Here is a 21,451-nt window from a genome sequence, read left to right on the forward strand (position 1 = left end):
CATCTTTCCTACAAAAAAGAATCCTTCAGAAATTACTGAAACAGATCAATTACTTCGTCAACCGTTACATTACCAAAATAGTCGGTCAAATTTGCGGACGAAAGAATTTGGTGAATGTGTGCCGTTTCGTGCTTTTCGCCAAGTAATCTCTCTTCCAACTCTTCGATGGGCTTCGAAGCAAAGAAATCGCCAAAGATCTTAATGTTCTGAATAATCCCTCTTTTTACGTCTAAATGAAGTTCAATAAAACCAGCCGACACTTTAATTGCTTTATTGAAATCGTAGGAAGGAGAAACACCAAAATTCCATTTCCAGGTACTGTATTTTTCGCTTGCCAACTTTCTAATCCCTTCCATCTCCTCCGGAAGCAATTGATGTATTCTTGCCTCTATGTTTTCTTTCAGAATTTGATCGACCAATAGCTTTTTAAACGAATCCACGGTCGTTTTTTCCGGTAAATACTCAATCAGGTTGGTTACACGTGCCCGAACTGACTTAACTGCTTTATCCTTAAATTTTAATGGATTTATTTTTAGGGCCTCACTTAAAACGCTCATTTCTGAGTTCAGCAAAATAGTGCCGTGTTGAATGATTTTTCCGTTGCGGGCCAGTTTGGCATTCCCGCTAAACTTTTTCCCTTCTACTACCAAATCGTTTCGGCCTTCGAGTTTGGCCGGAACATTCAAGCCATTTAATAAATCAACTACCGGTTGCGTAAATTTTGAGAAATCAAGAAAATCATCGACTTCGGATGGTGCATGAAATGAAAAATTCAGATTTCCCAAATCGTGATAAACAGCTCCTCCTCCCGACATTCTTCGCACCACCTTTATATTGTTTTTCGAAACGTATTCAAGGTTAATTTCAGCAAGAGTATTCTGAAAGCGGCCCACAATAATCGAAGGCGCGTTTATATACAATAAGAATATCTCTTCGTCGGGATATTTATTTAGCAAGTACTCTTCAGATGCTATATTAAAATAGGCATCGTTCGAAGGTGAATCAATAATCAGCATGAATCAGAAATTTCGCCAAAAATAGAAATTATAAGATTGTCTCTTGAGATAAGGAATAACCTTTTGATAAACTTCAGCGCAATCGTTCGTTTAATTCCTGAGCCAACCAACAATCCTAACGTCATCGGGTTTGACCTTTGGCTCAACTACATCAACCAGGTTCCCCTCTTCATCAATCAAATATTTTTGAAAATTCCAGCTCACCTTCGAATCCATTTTTCCGTTTTTGCTTTTTTGGGTGAGCCACTGATAAAGCGGGCAAATATCATCGCCCTTTACCGAGACTTTCTCCATCATCGGAAAAGTAACCCCATAGTTCTTTTCGCAAAACTCCATTATGTCTTCATTTGATCCCGGCTCCTGGTTGGCAAAATTATTGGCAGGAAATCCAATGATAACAAATTGCTCTCCTCCGTACGTTTTATATAATTCTTCAAGTTGTTTATACTGAGGAGTCAGGCCACATTTCGATGCAGTATTAACCACTAAAACTTTCTTTCCCTTTAGTGATGATAGTTTAAAATCCTTTCCTTCAATATCTTTCACAACAAAGTCGTAAAAGCCAGATTGACCATAGGACATTATCACGATCAACATGAGTAAGTTCAACAGTATTGTTTTTTTCATCGGTAATTTTTTAAAATTCACTATCGCATAAATGAATAATCGAAGTAAAAACAAGCACGGTAAACAAATGTTCGAAGATGTTTGATCGCTTTTACCTATGCCTGATAAAAAGAAAGAGGCTGCTCCTCTGAGCCAGCCTCTAATCTTACTTTTTAAAGTAGAACCTCCCGAAATCAACTACTCTTAATATTTGCAATAATTGATCTATTTAAAGTCGTATGAGTATTATTCATTTCGGTAAACGATCTTTCCAATTTGGATATTTCCTTCCACATTCAGTCGGTAGAGGTAAATTCCTGAAGTCTCTGAATCAGGTCTGTACTGAACTTTCTGCTCTACTCCTGCTTCGATATACTGATCCATCAAGGTAGCCACTCTCTGACCTACCATATTGTGAATTTCCAGAACTGCATGTCCGCTTACCGGAGATACGAATTCGATGTTCACTCTATCGCTGAATGGATTCGGATATACTTTCAATTCAGATTCAACTGTCTGATTTGGTTCAATAGTACTTGCAGATTTCTTCTTTTTAGAATTTGTCTGTTCTTCAGCAGTGTTGTTATCACATGTAGTATCATCGAATACTGCATCGTACATGTTGCCATCATCAACACCTGGTCTTTCACTACATCTGCAAACCTCCTCACAGGTAACTGCATGAGCAATTATATAGAAGCTTTCATCGACATCAGTGAAGGTTACAACTATATTGTTCGAATGCTCAAGCGATCCGCTGTTAGCCGTAAATTGCCCCGGAGCAACGGTAGGAACATAAGATTTCCCTTTCTTTTGTAACGGGAACATTCCACATCCTACATAAGTATGAGCTTCGGACATTGCATAACCATCAGCAATCAGATACTCAACCGTTACTGTCTGTGCAACTGCATCGTAAGTCACTTCAACTGTTCCTACAGAATCACCTTTATCTGTTTCACAATGAGCAGCACCTGCCCAAAGTGTCAGATAAATTGTTGTATCCTGCCCTCCGGTTTCGATGTAATTAGACCATCCCCAACGATCGAAACCATTGTCAAGGAAGCAGTTTGCACCTTCTCCGGCCATTTTTCCAAAGGCAGTTTCACAATTGTCATATTTGTCGATACGATTAATAATCGTTGTTGTATCCATTGCAACGTTACCGCAAGAATCTACTACCATGAAGTAATAATCAGCTGTTTCAGAGCAGATATCATCATCTTCCCTGGTTTGCATCCATGCAGTATCAACACCTGCACCAAGACAATTATCTGTCCATTCTGCAACAATGAATTTTGGGAGTTCACCATTGCATAACTCATAATCGTCAGGTGCTTCTATAACAGGTGCTTCTACATCACTTGTTACCTTAAAGGTACGCATGGCAACTATCGTATCCGCACAGTCACTGCTGATTGTCCACGTTACTACAACTTCGCCGCCACAAGCATCAGGTGCTGCCGGCTTGTCGATATCCACAACAAGACCACAACCGCCTTCCACTACTCCGCTCGCTGCCCATGCATCGTAAGCGGTATTTACTGAATCCTGGCTCAGACATGTTCCCAAGGTCAGATCTTCAGGTGGAGTCGCTGAAATCGCCGGTGCTGCCGTTACCTTGAAGGTACGCATGGCAACTATCGTATCCGCACAGTCACTGCTGATTGTCCACGTTACTACAACTTCGCCGCCACAAGCATCAGGTGCCGCTGGCTTGTCGATATCCACAACAAGACCACAACCGCCTTCCACTACTCCGCTCGCTGCCCATGCATCGTAAGCGGTATTTACTGAATCCTGGCTCAGACATGTTCCCAAGGTCAGATCTTCAGGTGGAGTCGCTGAAATCGCCGGTGCTGCCGTTACCTTGAAGGTACGCATGGCAACTATCGTATCCGCACAGTCACTGCTGATTGTCCACGTTACTACAACTTCGCCGCCACAAGCATCAGGTGCTGCCGGCTTGTCGATATCCACAACAAGACCACAACCGCCTTCCACTACTCCGCTCGCTGCCCATGCATCGTAAGCGGTATTTACTGAATCCTGGCTCAGACATGTTCCCAAGGTCAGATCTTCAGGTGGAGTCGCTGAAATCGCCGGTGCTGCCGTTACCTTGAAGGTACGCATGGCAACTATCGTATCCGCACAGTCACTGCTGATTGTCCACGTTACTACAACTTCGCCGCCACAAGCATCAGGTGCCGCTGGCTTGTCGATATCCACAACAAGACCACAACCGCCTTCCACTACTCCGCTCGCTGCCCATGCATCGTAAGCGGTATTTACTGAATCCTGGCTCAGACATGTTCCCAAGGTCAGATCTTCAGGTGGAGTCGCTGAAATCTCCGGTGCTGTTGAAACAACAAATGTTGCATCACAATAATTTGGATCCAAACATGGATCGTCTAAGGTGAATCGAATCGTAATGGAATCACCACATACATCAGGATATACCTGATTCCAGTTATTTGTTACAGAGGAATCACTGCCACTTGAAGAAACACTTGCCAACCAATTATCAAAGGCCGTATTAACAGAATCCTGAGTCAGGCATGAGCCAAGTTGAATATCTCCCGGACAAGTCAACGTTACTTCATCGGGTTCTGTAATCTCTCCATTACAAAATGTTGCATTAGGATCTATACCATCATATACATCAAATAAATATATACCTGCAGACAAGCCTGCAAAAACTGCAGATGTATCACTGGTTACAATTGTATCCAAAGGATTATCTGATACGTCTTTAAGTATATATGTAAATGGCGGAACATTGGGATAGCTGGTTATGTAGACCTCAACCGATCCATCACTTCCACCAAAGCAAGTAACCGGTGTTGGAGTAACCGCACAAGTTGGAGCTGTTGGCACCCAACCAAGAGAATCATCACAAGAAGTCTCACAGCCATTTACATCGGTAATATAAACATAGTAACGCCCCATGCTCAATCCCCAGATACTATCAGTTCCTTGTCCGTTTGCATCGGGAATTGCAATTCCATCACCATCTGTCCAATAATAAGTATCAACACCTGCTCCTGTAACATTAACCTTCGCCGTACCATCCACTGCATAAAAACCTGACTGATCAGTCGTTACAACACTACATACAGGATTGTCATAAACACTTAAAGTAGCCGTGTCAGGTTCATCAGGTTCACAGAATGTTTCGCTTGTAACCGTTACAGTGTAGTCTCCTGCATCGCTTAATTGCGCTGAAGAAAAAGTAATGGTTGTGTCTCCCTGACCGCTAAAACTGCCAGGTCCGGACCATGTAAATGTATAACCTACGGGAGAGAGCGGATTGCCATTTGCATCCTTAAGCGTAGCCGTTAAGCTGGCAGATCCATCTTCACAAACGGCATCGTCACTTACTTCAACTATAGGTGCTATGTTGAAATTACCACCAACAAAATCTTTGGAATCTGCGGTTATTTCTTTTGATGACCTTGTTTCCAACATCCAGGTAGCCTTACAAAGTATTTTTGGATCACCTACCAAATCAAATATCGGTGTTAAATCTACTATTCCTTCAAAAAATTCGAAATAGTCATATTCAGTCTGTCCGTCAGGTACTATCCAACCCGGAGGAACCGGAGTTGGTGTATCATTATTTGTACCTACTTGTGAAGTGAGGCCAATTGGATATAGAGAGAGGTTATTACCTTCGGTGCCATTACCCGGACCTACCCATTTTAATACGGTAACATCTGCAATTCGTCCACCATTTTCAAAATTGGCCAAAATCAATATATCACCAGCACAAGTTTCAGCATCAAAAGTGCCTCCTTCACCATTATCCTCACCAAAATTTGTAAAATGCTCAGGTGCAAAATATTTATCGCCTCCAATATCTACTGGTTCAGTACCGTTTAAACAGAACCAGAACCCAATATAACCAGTTCCTTTATTACTTTCCCTGTCGCCGGCAAAAAACAAATAAGTGTGAGTGGGATCATAAGGAGTACCGCTATATCCGCCACAACCATCCCCAGGTGTGAGTCCGGTTACTATAGCAGCAGATGCATTCATAATATCACTCTTTGCCTGCATGGGACTAAAAGTCCAGTTGCTGTAATCCGGTGTTGGGGAAGGCAATCCCCAATCCTTAAAGTCTTTACCTCCGGTAAAAATATCGTCATCGTTACCAATGAAGACATCATGATTCAGCTCGTAAGATGACTGACCAGACATAAATCCACCATCGCCCCAATCATTTGATATCCCATCAATACAGGGAGTATCTTGCGCTTTCGTCTGCCAACTACATAGCGACATACAAAAAAACGCAAGCATTACAAAAAGATATTTTCTTTTTGTTCGCAGTAAATTTCTTTTCATACTTTAATAATTATTGATTTGAAGATTCTAAAAACCATTTGGTTTACTTTAAATTCAGTTCATAATTATTATCAATCCCTGTTATGCACAGGCACTTCAAGTATGCACGTCCGCAGTATTTGTTTGATTTTACAAAATCACACCTGGGGTAAGGTTATGATTTCGACCCTTATTTTTCAACTAATCTGGCATTTGCCAATTCGAAAGACAAGTTAGGATGAAATATATCAGGTGTCAATCAGTAATTTTCCGTAAAATTCAAGTTGAGGTTCAATACAAAATCCGTGGGTAAATAATCTTAACTTAGATTGTTCTGGATTGCAAATTCGATCATCTCTGCCGTAGTTTTAACATTGATCTTTGAGGATATATTCTTTTTATGTGTCTCTACCGTTCTTGGACTAATATTTAAATTTGCTCCGATTTCTTTATACGTCAGCCCTTTACAAAACAAACGCAGAACATCAACCTCACGAAGCGTAAGTTCATGTTTATCATATCTTTCAAGCTCCATATCCACCCGTTTGCTGCGTAAATAATTTTTCAGGATTACCCAAACCTTTGGCGGAAAGTAATCATCTCCTTTTAGCAAGGTATTTACAGCTTCCAGTAAATCGCCCGAGTTTGAAGAACTAAAAATAATTCCGTTCACCCCCAGCGAAATAAAATCCTGAAACCAATCAGACAAATCTGAATTTACTATTACTAGAAAGGGAATCCGGGGATACCTTCGTTTTATTTTCTTTACAGAAGCCAACCCGTTACTTGAGCAATGGATAGCATCCATTATAATCACATCAGCATTACGTTCTTTTAAACCAAGCAAAAAATCAGCAAGCAGCCTGGCTTCCAAAACAACCTTATAGTCATGTTTCTGCTCCAAAACCGGCTTAATTCCGGAACAGAACAGTGCATAATCTTCCAATATGGCAATGTTGCTCATGATACCCTTATTTTTATCATTTCTACCTAAAAAAGGTAATTGTAATTACCTACTGTAACCACCAATCATCTTCAAAACAAATGGATTAATTAGAGAAATGCGGGAATTGTAATCTTACGTAGGTAAATTACGAATTTATCCTTAAAAATACAATACGTATATATCCGGATATGAATATCCGTTTTTATCCGCACATAAAATACAAACATGTCTTTTATTACCTTCCCGATTACACAAAATGTTTTCTTAGACTATACATTGCAAACGTAAAATAACAAATAGCGGTACGTGTCTTTTACAAGAACAAAGAAAGAAGCGTTGTTTCAGACCAAAAAGTATTTTACATAAGTAAACAACTGTTCAAACAAGAGTAAAAGACTGATTCTAAATTATATATATTTTTTGCTCTATTTTTATAAAAGCCCAGTTTTAAAATGCCAGCAAATACAGGATATTTCACGAGATATGAACAGTATAATAATTTACATTTGTAATTCTTGTTCATTAAAACTCTTGGTAATTAATATACTATGTCATAATTTTCCCACCGCAAACCTTGAAATAGTAATTAAAACGAGACGCTAAATTTCGATTTATTATTTGAATTAAAAAGGCTGAAAAGCCACAGTTATTAAGTTGTGATAAACTCATAATGGGTTTAATTGAATTTATTACCTAACCGGGAGTTTTATGTCGGTTAGTTATTAATACCATTAAATCATAAACACTATTGACATGAAAAGACCAGAGCTTTTGTTAGTGTTTTTTGCATTTGTTTTTTTGTCAGCACATGCATCTGCACAAACGAAAAACCAGCATTTTAAGATGCTAGGATCATCCCCAAAAACAGTAGAAGTGAACCAAGCGTTTACTGAGTCATCAGAAATTAATCTTTTTGACAGGAATGTAAACAAGATCTATGGATTGGCAGTTAGTGCCACCATTCAGCTTAACAGCGAAGACAGCAAAGTTGAATTCGTACTGTTGGATGAAAATTTCAACGAATACCTTATTTATGAGAGTTATGGGCGTATTACGAAAGACCTGCAGGAGGATATAGAAGCAGTTAGCGAGGAAACCTGTATCCTTGATGGAGTTAAAATTAAATCCGTTAAAGTAATCATCAATGATGCTTCTGTTCAGGTAAAAAGCTTTCAATACTCCGACAGATCAGAATTTGCTCAGAATGTTAATGAACTCAGAAAAGAGCGGGTAAAAGAACAACACAAGGAAAAAGTAGCGCGCATTAATTCCTACCTAAAAGAAAAAGGAGAAAAGTGGGTTGCCGGGATAACCTCTGTTTCTGAGCTCTCATACGCAGAACGTAAGAGCCTTTACGGACAAAGCAATTTCCCTTCCGGATTTGAATTTTATGCCGGAGGGGTTATTTCTACAGAATCTACCACAACTATTTCGTTAAAGTCAGCAACTGCTGCAAGTCCGTACGTTGGAGAATGGGATTGGCGTAACAGACACGGGAAAAACTGGATCAGCCCGATAACCAACCAGGGAGCCTGTGGCTCATGCTGGGCCTTTGCTTCAACCGGTGCGGTAGAAGCAATGGTAAATGTTTATTTCAATCAGCAGATCAATCCCGACCTTTCAGAACAAGATGTTCTTTCCTGTAGTGCTGGAGGAACCTGCAGTGGCGGTTATCCAAGCAGGGCTCTCGACTATATTAAGAACACTGGCATTGTAGACGAAAACACGTTCCCTTACCAGCAGGCAGATCTCGATTGTGCCCTGAAAGGAAATAATCCTTCACAGAAATTCAAAATTCAGGGAAGAGTCGACTTTGGTTCAACTTTGTACCCAAAATCGGATGATAACCTGAAAAAAATGCTGATCGAAAAAGGCCCTGTCAGTGGTGGATTGTATGACTGGAGCCATGCCATGGTATTGGTGGGGTATAAAGTTGTGGAAGAAGGAGATAGATTCTATTACCGCGACTTGAACCTGCAAAGATATTGGGTGGAAGTTCAGGCCGGTGATCCCCTGATTGGGAAAACAGTATGGATTTTCAAAAACAGCTGGGGAATTTACCATGGAGACCAGGGATATGTTTATGTAGAAACACCTATTTCAAACATTGGCTGGACGCATGCTATTCAAACACCAATCACCAGCCTCGTAAATGACTACAAAGTTGTATGTGAAGACAGAGATGGAGATGGTTATTACTGGTGGGGAATTGGAGCAAAACCAGAAGGATTAAATATTCCTGATCAGGCTGACGGAAATGATTCAGACCCGAACCTTGGTCCGTTGGATGAATACGGCTATTGCATTCCTTTGAATGCCACCCCAGTTGCCAACTTTACCGCCAACAGTACAGATATTAACACCAGTGAATCTGTTGCCTTCACTGATCGGTCAACCAACGTCCCTTCTTCTTGGTCATGGACTTTTGAAGGAGGAAATCCGGCAAGTTCCAGTACTAAAAATCCGGTTGTTACATACGCTGTTTCCGGTTCTTACAATGTTAGCCTGACAGTAACGAACGCTAATGGATCTGACACCAAAACCATTACCGATTTTATTACCGTAAGCAAACCGGTAATTCTTCCTGTAGCTGATTTTAGCGTGAACACAACATCTGTTACGGCCGGTGGGTCCATATCTTTCCAGGATCAATCGAGCAATAACCCCACCAGCTGGTTCTGGGAGTTTACTGGTGGAAGCCCGAGTACATCTACAGACCAGAATCCAATTGTAACTTATAGTACTACGGGAACTTACCAGGTAAAACTAACGGTTACCAATGCTGACGGTTCTGATACCAAAATTGCAGACAACCTGATTGAAGTAACAGCAGTACCTGTTATTAAAACACCACCGGTTGCTGATTTTTCAGCCAGCCAAACAACCATTAACTCCGGAGAAACTATCAATTTCAGTGATCTTTCAACCAATGCGCCTACCTCCAGGAGCTGGACGTTTGCCGGTGGAACACCTTCAGCATCTACTTTACAAAATCCAAGCATTACGTATGCAAAGGCAGGAAACTATTCTGTTAGTTTAACCGTTGCCAACGCTGATGGCTCGGACACAAAAACACTCGAGGGATTTATTCAGGTAAAAGATCCGGTTTTGGAACCCGTTGCAGATTTTGCCTCCAACAGAAACAAGGTCATGGAAGGCGAACAGGTTAGTTTCTCTGATCAGTCTCTTAATAATCCTGTTTCCTGGAATTGGGTGTTCGAAGGAGGTACTCCTTCTTCTTCAACCGAAAGAAACCCGGTCGTAACTTACAAAAATGCGAACAGTTATAAAGTTTCCCTAACCGTTAAAAACGACGGTGGTACGAATACCAAAATCATCGATAATTATATATTGGTTGAAAAACCTCAACCCGAATATTGCATCCCCTCTCCCATCGCTTCAAGCGAATGGATTTCGAAAGTACAGATTGGCGGAAATTATCATTCTTCCAGTTCAGAAGGTTATGCTGATTTTACTTCCACAACCTTTAGGCTGGAGGCCGGATCAAGCTACAGCGTTCAACTAACGCCCGGATTTGATCCGCGAAGTAAGTTTGAGTACTGGGCAGTATGGATCGACTACAACCAGGATTATGCTTTTACCGAAGATGAAAAAGTATACAGTGCGTCAAAATCCAAGACGATGGTAAGCGGGCAGATTTACATTCCGACATCTATGGAATTAACAACCCGGATGCGTATTGCGATGGGTGGAGTTGATCCAACTGCCTGTGAATACAATCAATTGGGTGAAGTGGAAGACTACACTGTAGTTATTTCGCAACCGGTTCCTCAACCTCCGGTAGCTGATTTTGCGGCAAACATTTACACCGTTACGGAAGGAGAAAGTGTACAGTTTTCCGATCTTTCGGCAAACGATCCTACCAGCTGGTCATGGACGTTCCCGGGTGCTGCTACAACAAGCAGCTCGCAGCAAAATCCAACCATCACTTACCCTACCGCCGGTGTTTACAATGTTTCGTTAACCGTTGCCAATGCTTTGGGAACTTCCAGTCTCACAAAGACAAGTTTTATAAACGTTGTTGCAAAAGGCGAAGCTACTTACTGTACTCCGGTAAATATCAATAGTTCAAGCTGCTATATTAATGAAATTGCAGTGGGTAATTTTACTGCCCAATCAGGAGCCGATAAGTATTCATTCTCTCATGAGGTAATCAACCTCAATCCAGGCGGTACGTACAATGTTGAACTTTATCCTTCAGATTATTCGGTTCGGAATTTCTGGAGAATCTGGGTGGATTTCAACGGCGACGGAGATTTTGATGATTCAGATGAAACTCTGCTGACCGTAAACAATCATAAAGGCAGTGTTATTTCATCCATTGCTATCCCCTCTTATGCAAACGGCACAGCCCGCCTCCGCATAACCATGAAAAGTGGCAAAGCACCCGCTTCCTGCGACGATAATTTTGATGGCGAAGTGGAAGATTATGAAGTATCATTTGGAAGTCTTCCGGGACAAGGAATGGCCTCTTCAGATAATTCGATGGATGTGATAAACAAGAACTTCCTTTCGGTTTACCCCAATCCAACCCAGGATAACGTAAACCTTCAATTAAGTGAAGTTGGGGAAAATGATTCGTATGCTGTTTACAACTCAGTCGGGTCAAAAATCATGGAAAATCAGATTTCATCGGCACTTAACGTTATTAACCTGAGTAGCCAGCCACCCGGAATGTACATTATTACTGTAAAAGCTAAAAACCATATTTATACCAGTAAGATAATTAGAAAGTAGTAGTGCTGACAAATCAACTACTTGGAGAGCAGGGTACTATGGAACAGAAGTCATCCTGCTTTCCTTTCTAATCTTCTGGCGAGTCCATGCAACCTCCGGATCGCCTCCAAAACTTCCGATTCGAACCTGTAAACCGAGATTCGCAATTCATCGGTCCCGGCCAAACGCCCCAGCAGATAGGATCGAACTTCCTGAAAACGGTCTTTAAAAATTTCCTTCGTAAGATTTGCTGTTCTTTCGCGCGACCCGCCATCAAACATATTCAAAGCATCGCTAAATGCATTCACCGAAATCCCGTACAAAGCGGTAAGTTTGGTAATGGTTTCCTCACTTGTTTTAAATCCCATATCAATTCGGTGTTGGGCAGCCTCTACAAGATGCGTTGTAATTAAATCGGCCGACATTTCAAGTATGTTAACCGCTTCCACCATATTTTCCAAACGTTGGCTTTCTGATTGCGGCAATTGCTTTGCCTGAATTTGCTTCAAAAACTCCAGAATTTCAATGTGTCCCCTGTCGATCATTACATCGTTTTTCCGCAAAGAAGACAATTGAGTGGAAGTGCCATTGAGTGCCAGCGACAAACCTTGTTCGATTATCTCCAGTGTACGTTTGCCCAACTTATAAATTGACTGGTTGGCCAGATCAATCGCAATGGAAGTATTGTCGAGATAATACGAGTGAAGTTCCGGGAATAAAACCTGTTCGTCTTTCTTCCGGTCAGGCACCAGTCGCAGTACCAACCTCGAAACAGGAGTTACCAGCCAAATAAACACAAAAGTGTTGGCACAATTAAAAATGGTATGTGCATTGGCTATCTGACGAGCTTTGTCGGCCGGAGAAATATAAGCCACCAAATCGGCCAGCTGACCGATAAAAGCAAACCACAATAAAACGCCAACCACTTTAAACAACACATGCGAAACCGCTACGCGCATAGCAGCCCTTGGTTTTCCCAAAGCCGAAAGTACTGCGGTAACACAGGTTCCGATATTGGCACCCAGAATAATCGAAACGCCCGCTTCCACATTTAGCAGCTGTTGCGAGGCAAGTACAATAACAACACCGGTTGTAGCCGAAGAACTTTGGACCGCAGCCGTAAACACTGTTCCGATCAATATCCCCAAAAGATGATTGTCAAGACCCGTCATCGTCCGAACAAAAGGCTCGTAAGTTTTTAAGGGCTCGGTTGCTTCGCTCATTACATTCATACCGAGAAATACGAGCCCCAGCCCCAGGATAATTGTCCCAACTTCCTTGTACGACTTTTTTGAAAAAACAACGCTGAATAAATACCCAAAAGCAACCATCACCCAGGCGGCACCTGTTATTTTAAAGGCAATAATCTGAGCAGTAATAGTGGTACCCAGATTCGCCCCCAGAATTACTCCCAATGTGCTTTGAAAAGATAGCAATCCGGCAGAAACAAAGCCAACGGCCAGTACCGTTGTTACCGATGAAGATTGTATAACGGCCGTAATTCCTGTTCCCGCCAGCAAAGAAGTCCACCGGTTTCGGGTCATCGATTGAAGAAAACTCTTCATACGGTTTCCGGCAACAATCTTCAGCGAATCCGTCATCACCGTCATGCCGTGCAAAAAAATGGCAAGGCCTCCCAACAACAAAACACTCAACGTAAGCCAGTTCATATGCTATTTAATAGAGAATGAATAAATTTTCAGTTTGCCCTAAAATTAGCACTTGCCCGCACATATCGCAACTTTTACCAAAATATCATTATAAAGCCTAAAACTGGTTTTTAATATTTTTTTGAAAGTCTTTCAGTATTATATTCTAATTTTATCCTTCGAAAAGAAAGTAACAAGCTCAGTAACTTGTATTAAACAATAAAATATCAATCCGTTACGAAACGGAAAAACAAAAATCATAGTATGAAATCACTCGTCGCATTTAGCCTCATTTGCATGACCATTTTTCTTTCTTCGTGTAGCCAGAAACCGGCAAAGCAGGAAGAGAATAAGCAACCCAACGTTGTTATCATTTTTCTGGATGACTCGGGATACAACGATTTTTCACCGTTTGGAGATCTTTTCATTGAAACTCCGAATGTGAAAACCCTGGCAGAAGAAGGTGTCTCATTCAAGAACTTTTACGTTCCGCAAGCGGTTTGTTCGGCTTCGCGCGCAGCGCTGCTTTCAGGCTGTTACCCGGGAAGAACCAAGGTGTTTGGCGCTCATGGTCCCAAAGAGCGAGGTCTTGATCCTAAATTCCCGATAATTGGCGAAGTTTTTAAAGCAGCAGGTTACAAAACCGGATTCTTTGGCAAATGGCACATAGGCGACCAGGAAGACACGCGTCCTCAAAGCCGTGGTTTTGATGAAACATGCGGCCTCATGTACTCCAACGACATGTGGAAACATCATCCTGAAAGTCCTGAATATTGGGGAAGATTTCCTTTGCAATTCTGGGAAAACGGCAAAGTGATTATTGAAGACGTGGATTCTTCGGATCAGCAATACCTGACCAAATGGTACACCGAACACGCTGTTGATTTTATCAATCGTCACAAAGATGACCCATTTCTGTTGTATGTTCCGCACTCGATGTCGCACGTTCCGTTGTTTTGCAGCCCCGAGTTTAAAGGAAAATCCGGCGTTGGATTATACGGTGATGTGATTTCGGAGCTCGATTGGTCGGTAGGCGAAATTAACAAGGCGCTGAAAGAAAATGGCCTCGATGAAAACACAATCGTTGTTTTCTCTTCCGATAACGGCCCTTGGATTGCGTATGGCAACCATGCAGGAACAACCCCGTTTCGCGAGGCCAAAGGAACTACTTTTGACGGAGGAACGCGCTCGGCAACCATCATAAAATATCCGGCCCAGCTGGAAGGAAATAAAGAATCGACCGATGCACTGATGACAATCGACTTGTTGCCTACTTTGTGCCACCTGGCCAATGTTCCGCTTCCTGAAACCGAGATTGACGGAAAAAATGTTTGGGACCTGATTTCGGGAAAACCAGACGCGAAAAACCCTCACGATTATTATGCTTTTACCAACAACAACGAATTTCAGGCGATTATGAGCGGCGATGGAAAATGGAAGCTTCATTTACCGCACAACTACCGGACAATGTCGGAAATAAAAGGAAAAGACGGATTACCGGGCAAATACCAGCAAGCTCACATCGACCTTTCCTTGTTTGACATGGAAAACGATCCGTATGAAACAACCAATGTGCTAGACCAGCACCCTGAAGTCGCTGAACATTTGTTGCAGCTGGCAGAACAGCACAAGCAAAAGTTTTTTGCAAACTAAACAATCGTTTCACGACTTAATAAAAGAAGACCCGGATTTTTACTGAAATCCGGGTCTTCTGCTATAGCTGGCAATCGCTAATTTTTAAAACTTAGAAACCTGTCAGGATCGGTTAAATTTATTTTATCGTTTAGCAGATCAGGGCTTATTTCTCCCTTCAAATAAATCAGTGCATTATCCTCTCCCCCTACCAAAATCAGTAATTCTTTAATTACCTCTTCATCCATTCTGCCAAAAATGGTCACATTTTGATCTCCTTCTCTTATCACCACCAACTCTTCAAATTTTTCATTCTTATTAATTCGTTCGTAAAACTCTTCGTGAAGATTGATTTTTTGATTCAGATGATCGTCTTCCACTGCAATTACTTTTACTTTGTCAATGCTTTCCAGCATCTCTCGCTCACCCTCTTCCAATTCGCCAAAGTTGGCAGCCAAATGAATAAGCCACCCCGGAACACTTACGGTAACCACTCCGTCTTTAAACCGGTACTTGTTAAAAGCTTCAGAAACTCCGGGCTCGTATGAACACGAAGCGAGCAGAAAAACAGACAGGGCCAGAAGTGGTAAAATTCTTTTCATCATAGTAGGTTTTACATTGAGACGGAAACTGCGGTTGTTCCGTTACATCAAATTTGCAGAATTTCACCGGCCGCTTCAAAAGATTTCGACCAACAAGGTTTTCAGGTCGTTAAACTCCTACCTCGAGTTGGTTTAATACCCCAAAAAAAGTCTCCGGAACTGCAGCCTCAAACTCCATTTGCTCCCTGGTAACCGGATGTATAAAAGCAAGTTTTCCGGCATGAAGAAACAAGCGTTTAATCCCTGTAATTTCGGTTACCATCTTGTTAAGCGTAAAATCTCCATGATGCGAGTCACCCAGCATATCAAAATGATTTTGAGCAAAATGCTGGCGAAGCTGGTGCCAGCGGCCTGTTTCGGGCCGGAGCTCAACGTAACTAAGTTTTATATTCAACTTTTCACCGTGCGACAAAGCGGTTTGGACGGTCCGCAAGGTTTTGTAATGTGTAGTGGCCGGCTTTTTAAATTTCGACTTCTTTTTTACCAGCACCTTGTTTTCAAAAGTACCTTCGCCGGGATCGCCCTGCACCACTGTATAATAAATCTTCTGCACTTCCTTGCGTTCAAACATCAGCGTTAATTCGTGCGCCACTTCTTTCGAAAGCGCCAGCACAATTACGCCCGAGGTTTTTGAATCGAGCCGGTGCACATTGTAAATCCACTGTCCGGTCATGTCTCCCACCAGCTTTGTAAGGTAATCGGCATCATGAGGCATAAAATCATTTTTATGAACCGGAAGGTCAACCGGTTTATCAACAACCATCAGGTGTTCATCCCGGTAAATTACAGGTATTTCCATTTTTTATCGCTAAGCTCTCAAAGGTATAAAACCATGCGGGATTACCTACTCTTTAACTTCAGCGGAAGCTCGTAAACTTTGCCGCTTGTCAAATGTTTTACTTGGTATGAAAACAATAGTAAGTTTAGTATTAATGATCGCGGGATTAAGCGCCTTTGGCCAGGAAGCGGATTCAACGGTTCAGCATAAAAATAAAGACATGAAATGGAAGGAACTAACAGATTTTGAACATTACGTAATTGTTGAAAAAGGCACCGAACGACCGTTTACAGGAAAATACTACGATTTTAAAGAGAACGGTGTGTATGTGTGTAAACGTTGCGGCGCGCCACTTTATCGTTCTTCAGATAAGTTTGATGCGCATTGTGGCTGGCCCAGTTTTGATGACGAAATTGAGGGAGCTGTGCATCGATCGGTGGATGCCGACGGACGTAGAACCGAGATTACCTGTGCCAATTGCGGCGGCCATTTGGGGCATGTGTTTTTGGGCGAAGGATTTACCCGGAAAAACACCCGGCATTGCGTAAACTCGGTATCAATTGATTTTATCCCGGCCGATAAAATAAAAAAGGGAGAACAGTAACTGTTCTCCCTTTTTTATTTCTTTCAAAATGAATTTATCTTTATCAAGCTTTCACCGCAATAGTCTCAATTTCGACCAAAACTCCCAACGGAAGTTCTTTTACCGCAAAAGCAGCTCTTGCCGGAGGGTTTTGTGTGTAATACGATCCGTAAACTTCGTTCATGGGTTTGAAGTTGGCCATATCGCTTAGCAGGCAGGTTGATTTCACCACATCCTCAAACGAATAACCGGCAGCTTCCAGAATGGCGCCAATGTTCTTCATCACCTGTTGTGTTTGTTCCTGAATTCCGCCTTCTACGACCTTCATTGTTGCAGGGTCGAGCGGTACCTGACCGGAAATATAAAGCGTTCCGTTAACTTCTACTGCCTGGCTATATGGTCCAATGGCCTGTGGAGCTTTATCTGTAGCAATAATACGTTTCATAATATTGAATTTTAGAAGTTATTGTCGTAATGACTTTTTTGTTTCTGCAGCTTCAGATCCGATAGCATCGAAGATTTTGCATTGATGGTAAAGCTGTAGCTCTTCCTGAAACCAAAGGGAACAAAGTTAAACGACATCCCCCAGCAGTGCAAATCGCGCGTAAGGTTGAAAGTTGTAAATGAAAATTCACCCGCCTGAATATCAAAGTTGGTATTCATACTCAGCTTCCATTTTTCAGTAATGCTAACGTTTCCTCTAAATCCAAGCGTTTGAGATACCCGCCCATTTGGAGTCGAAGCAGATTTTCCTGTATAATTCATGCTGTAATCGAATCCAAAATCCCAGGGCATACTAAAGTCAACATAGTTATCAAACGTAACCGGCAGCAAATCATCTTCCACCGGAGGAATATTTTCATCATTTCCTACAACTTCCATATCACCCGATTCATCGCCGCCCTGATTGCTTTTCCCTGATTTATTTTTTGACTTGAACGTCATTCCAAACGAAAGGTTGGCACGTGTCAAGCGTCCTAATTTTCCCAAGCCACTTCTTTCGTTCCATGTATATTTATGAATCTTCCGGTAGTTATCATCCAGCATATACGGGTCAAGTGTGGCACCGGCATTAATACTAACCCCGGCAACCGTTGTACGCCCGCGAATTGAGACCGGAGCCAGGTTTAAAGAATCGGCAATTAAGTCGTAAGAAGTACTAAGACTCAGGTTATCGATCAGCTTTACCTTCCGAAACTTCTGTTCTCCATCCGTTTTGGTACTATCGCGGGTGTCCAGTTTTTTCATTTCCAGGTTATTGCTCAACGAGAACGAAATCGATCCCGACTCTCCCCTTCCAGGAGAACCACCGTAAATACCGCCTAAATTTGAATCCAGGTACCGGGTATTCCCCAAACTATCCACCTGAACTTCGTGCCAGTACCCAAACTTATCCTGTCCAAAATCGGGGCGGTAGCTAAACGAAATCGATGGAGTCATTTTATGCCTGATACCCACCACCTTTGAATTGGGGTTGCGTGGCAAAAAGCTTCCGTAAATATTGGTGGATGCACTTACACTGTAGGCATAATCATAAACACGGTTTAAACCTGTAACGGTATCTACCCGCACGGTACTGGGAATTCCTGACGGATTATTGGCGTAATTGGCCCCTTCTTCGTACTCGTACTCGTATTTTTTGAAGTACCATTTTTCGTTGTAACTGATACCCGGGCTGAAATTAATGTATTTAAACAGGTTAAAACTCGGGAACGAAATAGGAACGTTGTGCTTTATTCCGTTTTTCCAGTCGGTAGCAAAAGAACTGGATAGGATTTCATCTTCCTTTGCTGTGATCGTATTTTTAAAATTTCCGGTGTAATTGATCCCAAAGTTCTCGTAAAACTTCAGTTTCCCGCTCCTGTTCTTTTTTCGCAGCGGGTAAACTTTCGCCATACTGAATGTTGTCTCCGGAAACGAGAGCGACATGGTACTGTCGCGTGTATTTTGCGAATGCCGAAGGTTCATCGACATATTAAAAGGCGTGTTCTCGAAACGACGAGAGAACGATATGCTAGACGATTTTGTGGTGGTCAGGTAATCCTGGCTGTTATAGGCGTTTTGCTTGTCGTAACCACTCGAAGAAAGGTTAACACTCGCAGAAAACGTCTGATTCGGATTGGCCTTGGCATCCTGTGTGTGCGACCATACCAGTTTAAATTGCTTTGATTTTGAGTAGGTATCAAATCCTTCCTCTCCGTACTTGTTTATGGCATAATCAAAACTAAAATTCCCGCTGAACTTGTAACGCTGACGGTAACTGGTTTTTGCCCGGGCACCCCACGAACCTTTTGAATAAATATCAGCCTGAACTGCCAAATCGAAGTACTGGCTGGCGGCCCAATAATATCCACCATCCCGCAAAAAGAAACCCCGGTTGTTTTCTTCACCATAGGTAGGAATAAGAATTCCCGATGAATAGGTGGGTGAATTGGGGAAATACCCAAAGGGTAAAAACGGAAAATAAATAGGAAAATCCTCCAATACCATGTGAGCTGGCCCGGTAATAATCTTTTTGTTCGAAATCACCTTTGCTTTACTCAGCTGAAGATAGAAGTGCGGATGATCAGCATCGCAGGTGGTATACTTGGCTTTTTCGGTAATAAAAACATCCTTTCCGATTTTTTTGGTCCGGTCGCTGTGAATATAACCTTCTCCCTGTTGCGAAACTACCCGGGTAATAAAAGCCTTTTCCGTATCAAAGTTATAGCGCATAGTTTCCGATTCGTACTCCTCAGATCCCTGTTTGAAAATCGGCTTTTGCGCCATCTCTCCGGTTGAATCAATCACCCCCTCGGCGTAAATCTCCTTCGTTTCCAGATCGAGTTCAATGTAATAAGCCGTAAGTTCTATCTGCTGATAAGTTACTTTGGCATTGTTGTATAAAAACACTTTTTGCCCGTCAAGCGAAACAATCATCGAGTCTTCGGCATTGTAAACAATGGGATCCACCAAAAAAGCTTCTTTGGTTTTCGAGGAATCCGTCAATGCGAGAGTTGAATCCATTGCCATGGTATCCATTGCAACAGTGTCTGACAATGTTAACGCGCTGATTGTATCTATAGCTGAATTTTGTACTGAAAAATTCGTTCCCGGCTCCTGTCCAAACAAGATCAGCCAGGGGCATACAATAAAAAGATATGTAAGAATTGATTTATTCAAAATGTTTTCTGCATTTCAACACCAATAGGCTGGACAAAAATATAAATATGGCTAAGACTATTTGCCTAGAAAATGTAAAATAATTCTAATTTTCTATTTTTAACCTTTTAAGCCGGAATCATTATTAAATAAGACAAAATCCGGCGACACGAGATACTACTCAACTATTTTTGGGGTTAAATAAATATAAATATCACAGTGGTCATGAAAACCAGCTTAAAAAAACATATTTTCCTTCCATTAATCCTTCTTCTTTCTATCCAACAGCTATCGTTTAAAAAAGCAACAACTCAGGATAAAGATGAGCGCCGGCTTTCTGTAGTGGTTATTGATCCCGGGCACGGAGGAAAAGACCCAGGTACAGTGGGAGGAAAAGTACAGGAAAAAGATGTGGTGCTCGACATAGCCCTGAAACTGGGCAACCAGATAAAAAACGAGTTTCCGGAGGTAAATGTGGTTTACACCCGCAAAAGCGATGTTTTTATTCCCTTGCACAAAAGAGCCGATATTGCCAATAAAAACAATGCCGACCTGTTTATCTCCATACATGCCAATGCTGTTGAACAAAGCTATGTTTACGGAACAGAAACCTTTGTTTTGGGGCAACACCGGAGCGAGGATAACCTGGAAGTCGCCAAAAAAGAAAACTCGGTGATTCTACTGGAAGACGATTATACCAATACCTACGAAGGCTTTGATCCGAATTCTTCCGAATCATACATCATGTTTGAACTGGTGCAGGACGAATACAAGGAACAAAGCATTTCGCTGGCTAACCGGGTGCAGAATGAATTCAGGGAGCGGGCCATGCGAAAAGACCGCAGTGTAAAAGAAGCTGGCTTTTTAGTACTGCGGCGCACAACCATGCCCAGTGTTCTGATTGAAACAGGTTTTTTAAGCAATGCCACTGAACGAAACTACCTCAGCAGCGAAAACGGCCGGAAAAATATGGCTGAGGCCATTTTCAGGGCTTTCAAAGCCTACAAAACGGAAGTGGAACAAAAGAGCAGTTTCCACCTGGCAACCAACGATGTAAAACCACAGCCAGTTCCCAGACCCGCTGAAGAAACAAAACAAAACAACACTCAACCGGCAGTAACAGAAACAAAAGCAACAAAAGAAAATGACTTGTTTTATTCGGTTCAGATAGCAGCACTGAAAAAGAAGCTGGATACCACTCCCGAAAATTTCGAAGGGTTGACGAATGTTTTTCGGGAAGATGCAGAAAAGCTTAGCCGTTACTTTTCGGGGAAGTATAAAAGCCTGAAAGAAGCCGAGCTTCAACTCGAAACAATTAAGAAAAAATACCCCTCTGCATTTGTGGTTGCCTTCCTGAACAATCAGTTAATTTCAGTAAAAATGGCCTTGGAATTGGAGAAGTGAGGACTGAATTCGCTAATTTTACAATAAATTT

The 21,451-nt window shown here is 41.9% G+C and carries 13 protein-coding genes; 4 read left to right on the forward strand and 9 right to left on the reverse strand.

Annotated features, from left to right (window positions below; all coding sequences use genetic code 11):
• Positions 1-32: 32 nt before the first annotated feature.
• The 4 genes from lplA to D1614_RS14300 all read right to left on the reverse strand — a co-directional run bounded on the left by lplA (position 33) and on the right by D1614_RS14300 (position 6,912).
• Entirely contained in the window at positions 33-1,016 is a 984-nt protein-coding gene (gene lplA / locus D1614_RS14285) for a lipoate--protein ligase (protein ID WP_119438627.1), read from the reverse strand.
• A gap of 90 nt (positions 1,017-1,106) precedes the next feature.
• On the reverse strand, positions 1,107-1,643 hold the full coding sequence (locus tag D1614_RS14290) for a glutathione peroxidase (RefSeq protein WP_119438628.1): 537 nt from the start codon (positions 1,641-1,643) through the stop codon (positions 1,107-1,109).
• 225 nt (positions 1,644-1,868) lie between these two features.
• The gene (locus tag D1614_RS14295) at positions 1,869-5,969 is read right to left on the reverse strand and encodes a T9SS type A sorting domain-containing protein (RefSeq protein ID WP_119438629.1); all 4,101 of its coding nucleotides are present in this window, start codon (positions 5,967-5,969) and stop codon (positions 1,869-1,871) included.
• A gap of 298 nt (positions 5,970-6,267) precedes the next feature.
• A complete protein-coding gene (locus D1614_RS14300) occupies positions 6,268-6,912 on the reverse strand; it encodes a response regulator transcription factor (RefSeq protein WP_119438630.1) in 645 nt (214 codons plus the stop codon).
• A gap of 855 nt (positions 6,913-7,767) precedes the next feature.
• On the opposite strand from D1614_RS14300, the gene D1614_RS14305 reads away from it, so the two are divergent.
• A complete protein-coding gene (locus tag D1614_RS14305) occupies positions 7,768-11,652 on the forward strand; it encodes a PKD domain-containing protein (RefSeq protein ID WP_162304509.1) in 3,885 nt (1,294 codons plus the stop codon).
• 50 nt (positions 11,653-11,702) lie between these two features.
• On the opposite strand, the gene D1614_RS14310 is transcribed toward D1614_RS14305, so the two are convergent.
• Complete coding sequence (locus D1614_RS14310) at positions 11,703-13,301, reverse strand: Na/Pi cotransporter family protein (protein ID WP_119438632.1); 1,599 nt, start codon at positions 13,299-13,301, stop codon at positions 11,703-11,705.
• A 243-nt stretch (positions 13,302-13,544) separates the two neighbouring features.
• Here D1614_RS14310 and D1614_RS14315 point away from each other — a divergent pair, with 243 nt between their 5' ends.
• Positions 13,545-14,933 carry a sulfatase family protein gene (locus D1614_RS14315; protein ID WP_119438633.1) on the forward strand — a complete coding sequence of 463 codons (1,389 nt, stop codon included), beginning with the start codon at positions 13,545-13,547 and terminating at the stop codon, positions 14,931-14,933.
• A 77-nt stretch (positions 14,934-15,010) separates the two neighbouring features.
• Here D1614_RS14315 and D1614_RS14320 read toward each other — a convergent pair whose 3' ends face one another.
• Both D1614_RS14320 and D1614_RS14325 read right to left on the reverse strand, forming a co-directional pair.
• The gene (locus tag D1614_RS14320) at positions 15,011-15,514 is read right to left on the reverse strand and encodes a DUF4252 domain-containing protein (RefSeq protein WP_194086710.1); all 504 of its coding nucleotides are present in this window, start codon (positions 15,512-15,514) and stop codon (positions 15,011-15,013) included.
• Between the two features lie 109 nt (positions 15,515-15,623).
• Positions 15,624-16,313, reverse strand: a complete 690-nt coding sequence (locus D1614_RS14325) for an RluA family pseudouridine synthase (RefSeq protein ID WP_119438635.1) — start codon at positions 16,311-16,313, stop codon at positions 15,624-15,626.
• A 106-nt stretch (positions 16,314-16,419) separates the two neighbouring features.
• Between D1614_RS14325 and D1614_RS14330 the strand changes: the two genes are divergently transcribed.
• The gene (locus D1614_RS14330) at positions 16,420-16,896 is read left to right on the forward strand and encodes a methionine-R-sulfoxide reductase (RefSeq protein WP_119438636.1); all 477 of its coding nucleotides are present in this window, start codon (positions 16,420-16,422) and stop codon (positions 16,894-16,896) included.
• A 43-nt stretch (positions 16,897-16,939) separates the two neighbouring features.
• Here D1614_RS14330 and D1614_RS14335 read toward each other — a convergent pair whose 3' ends face one another.
• A complete protein-coding gene (locus D1614_RS14335; protein WP_119438637.1) occupies positions 16,940-17,320 on the reverse strand; it encodes a RidA family protein in 381 nt (126 codons plus the stop codon).
• Between the two features lie 11 nt (positions 17,321-17,331).
• Positions 17,332-19,896, reverse strand: coding sequence for a putative LPS assembly protein LptD (locus D1614_RS14340; RefSeq protein ID WP_119438638.1), 2,565 nt, complete (start codon positions 19,894-19,896; stop codon positions 17,332-17,334).
• Positions 19,897-20,241: 345 nt separating this feature from the next.
• Between D1614_RS14340 and D1614_RS14345 the strand changes: the two genes are divergently transcribed.
• Entirely contained in the window at positions 20,242-21,420 is a 1,179-nt protein-coding gene (locus tag D1614_RS14345) for an N-acetylmuramoyl-L-alanine amidase (protein WP_119438639.1), read from the forward strand.
• Positions 21,421-21,451 lie beyond the last annotated feature (31 nt).

Source organism: Maribellus luteus, from assembly GCF_003576475.1.
Classification (GTDB): Bacteria; Bacteroidota; Bacteroidia; order Bacteroidales; family Prolixibacteraceae; genus Draconibacterium; species Draconibacterium luteum.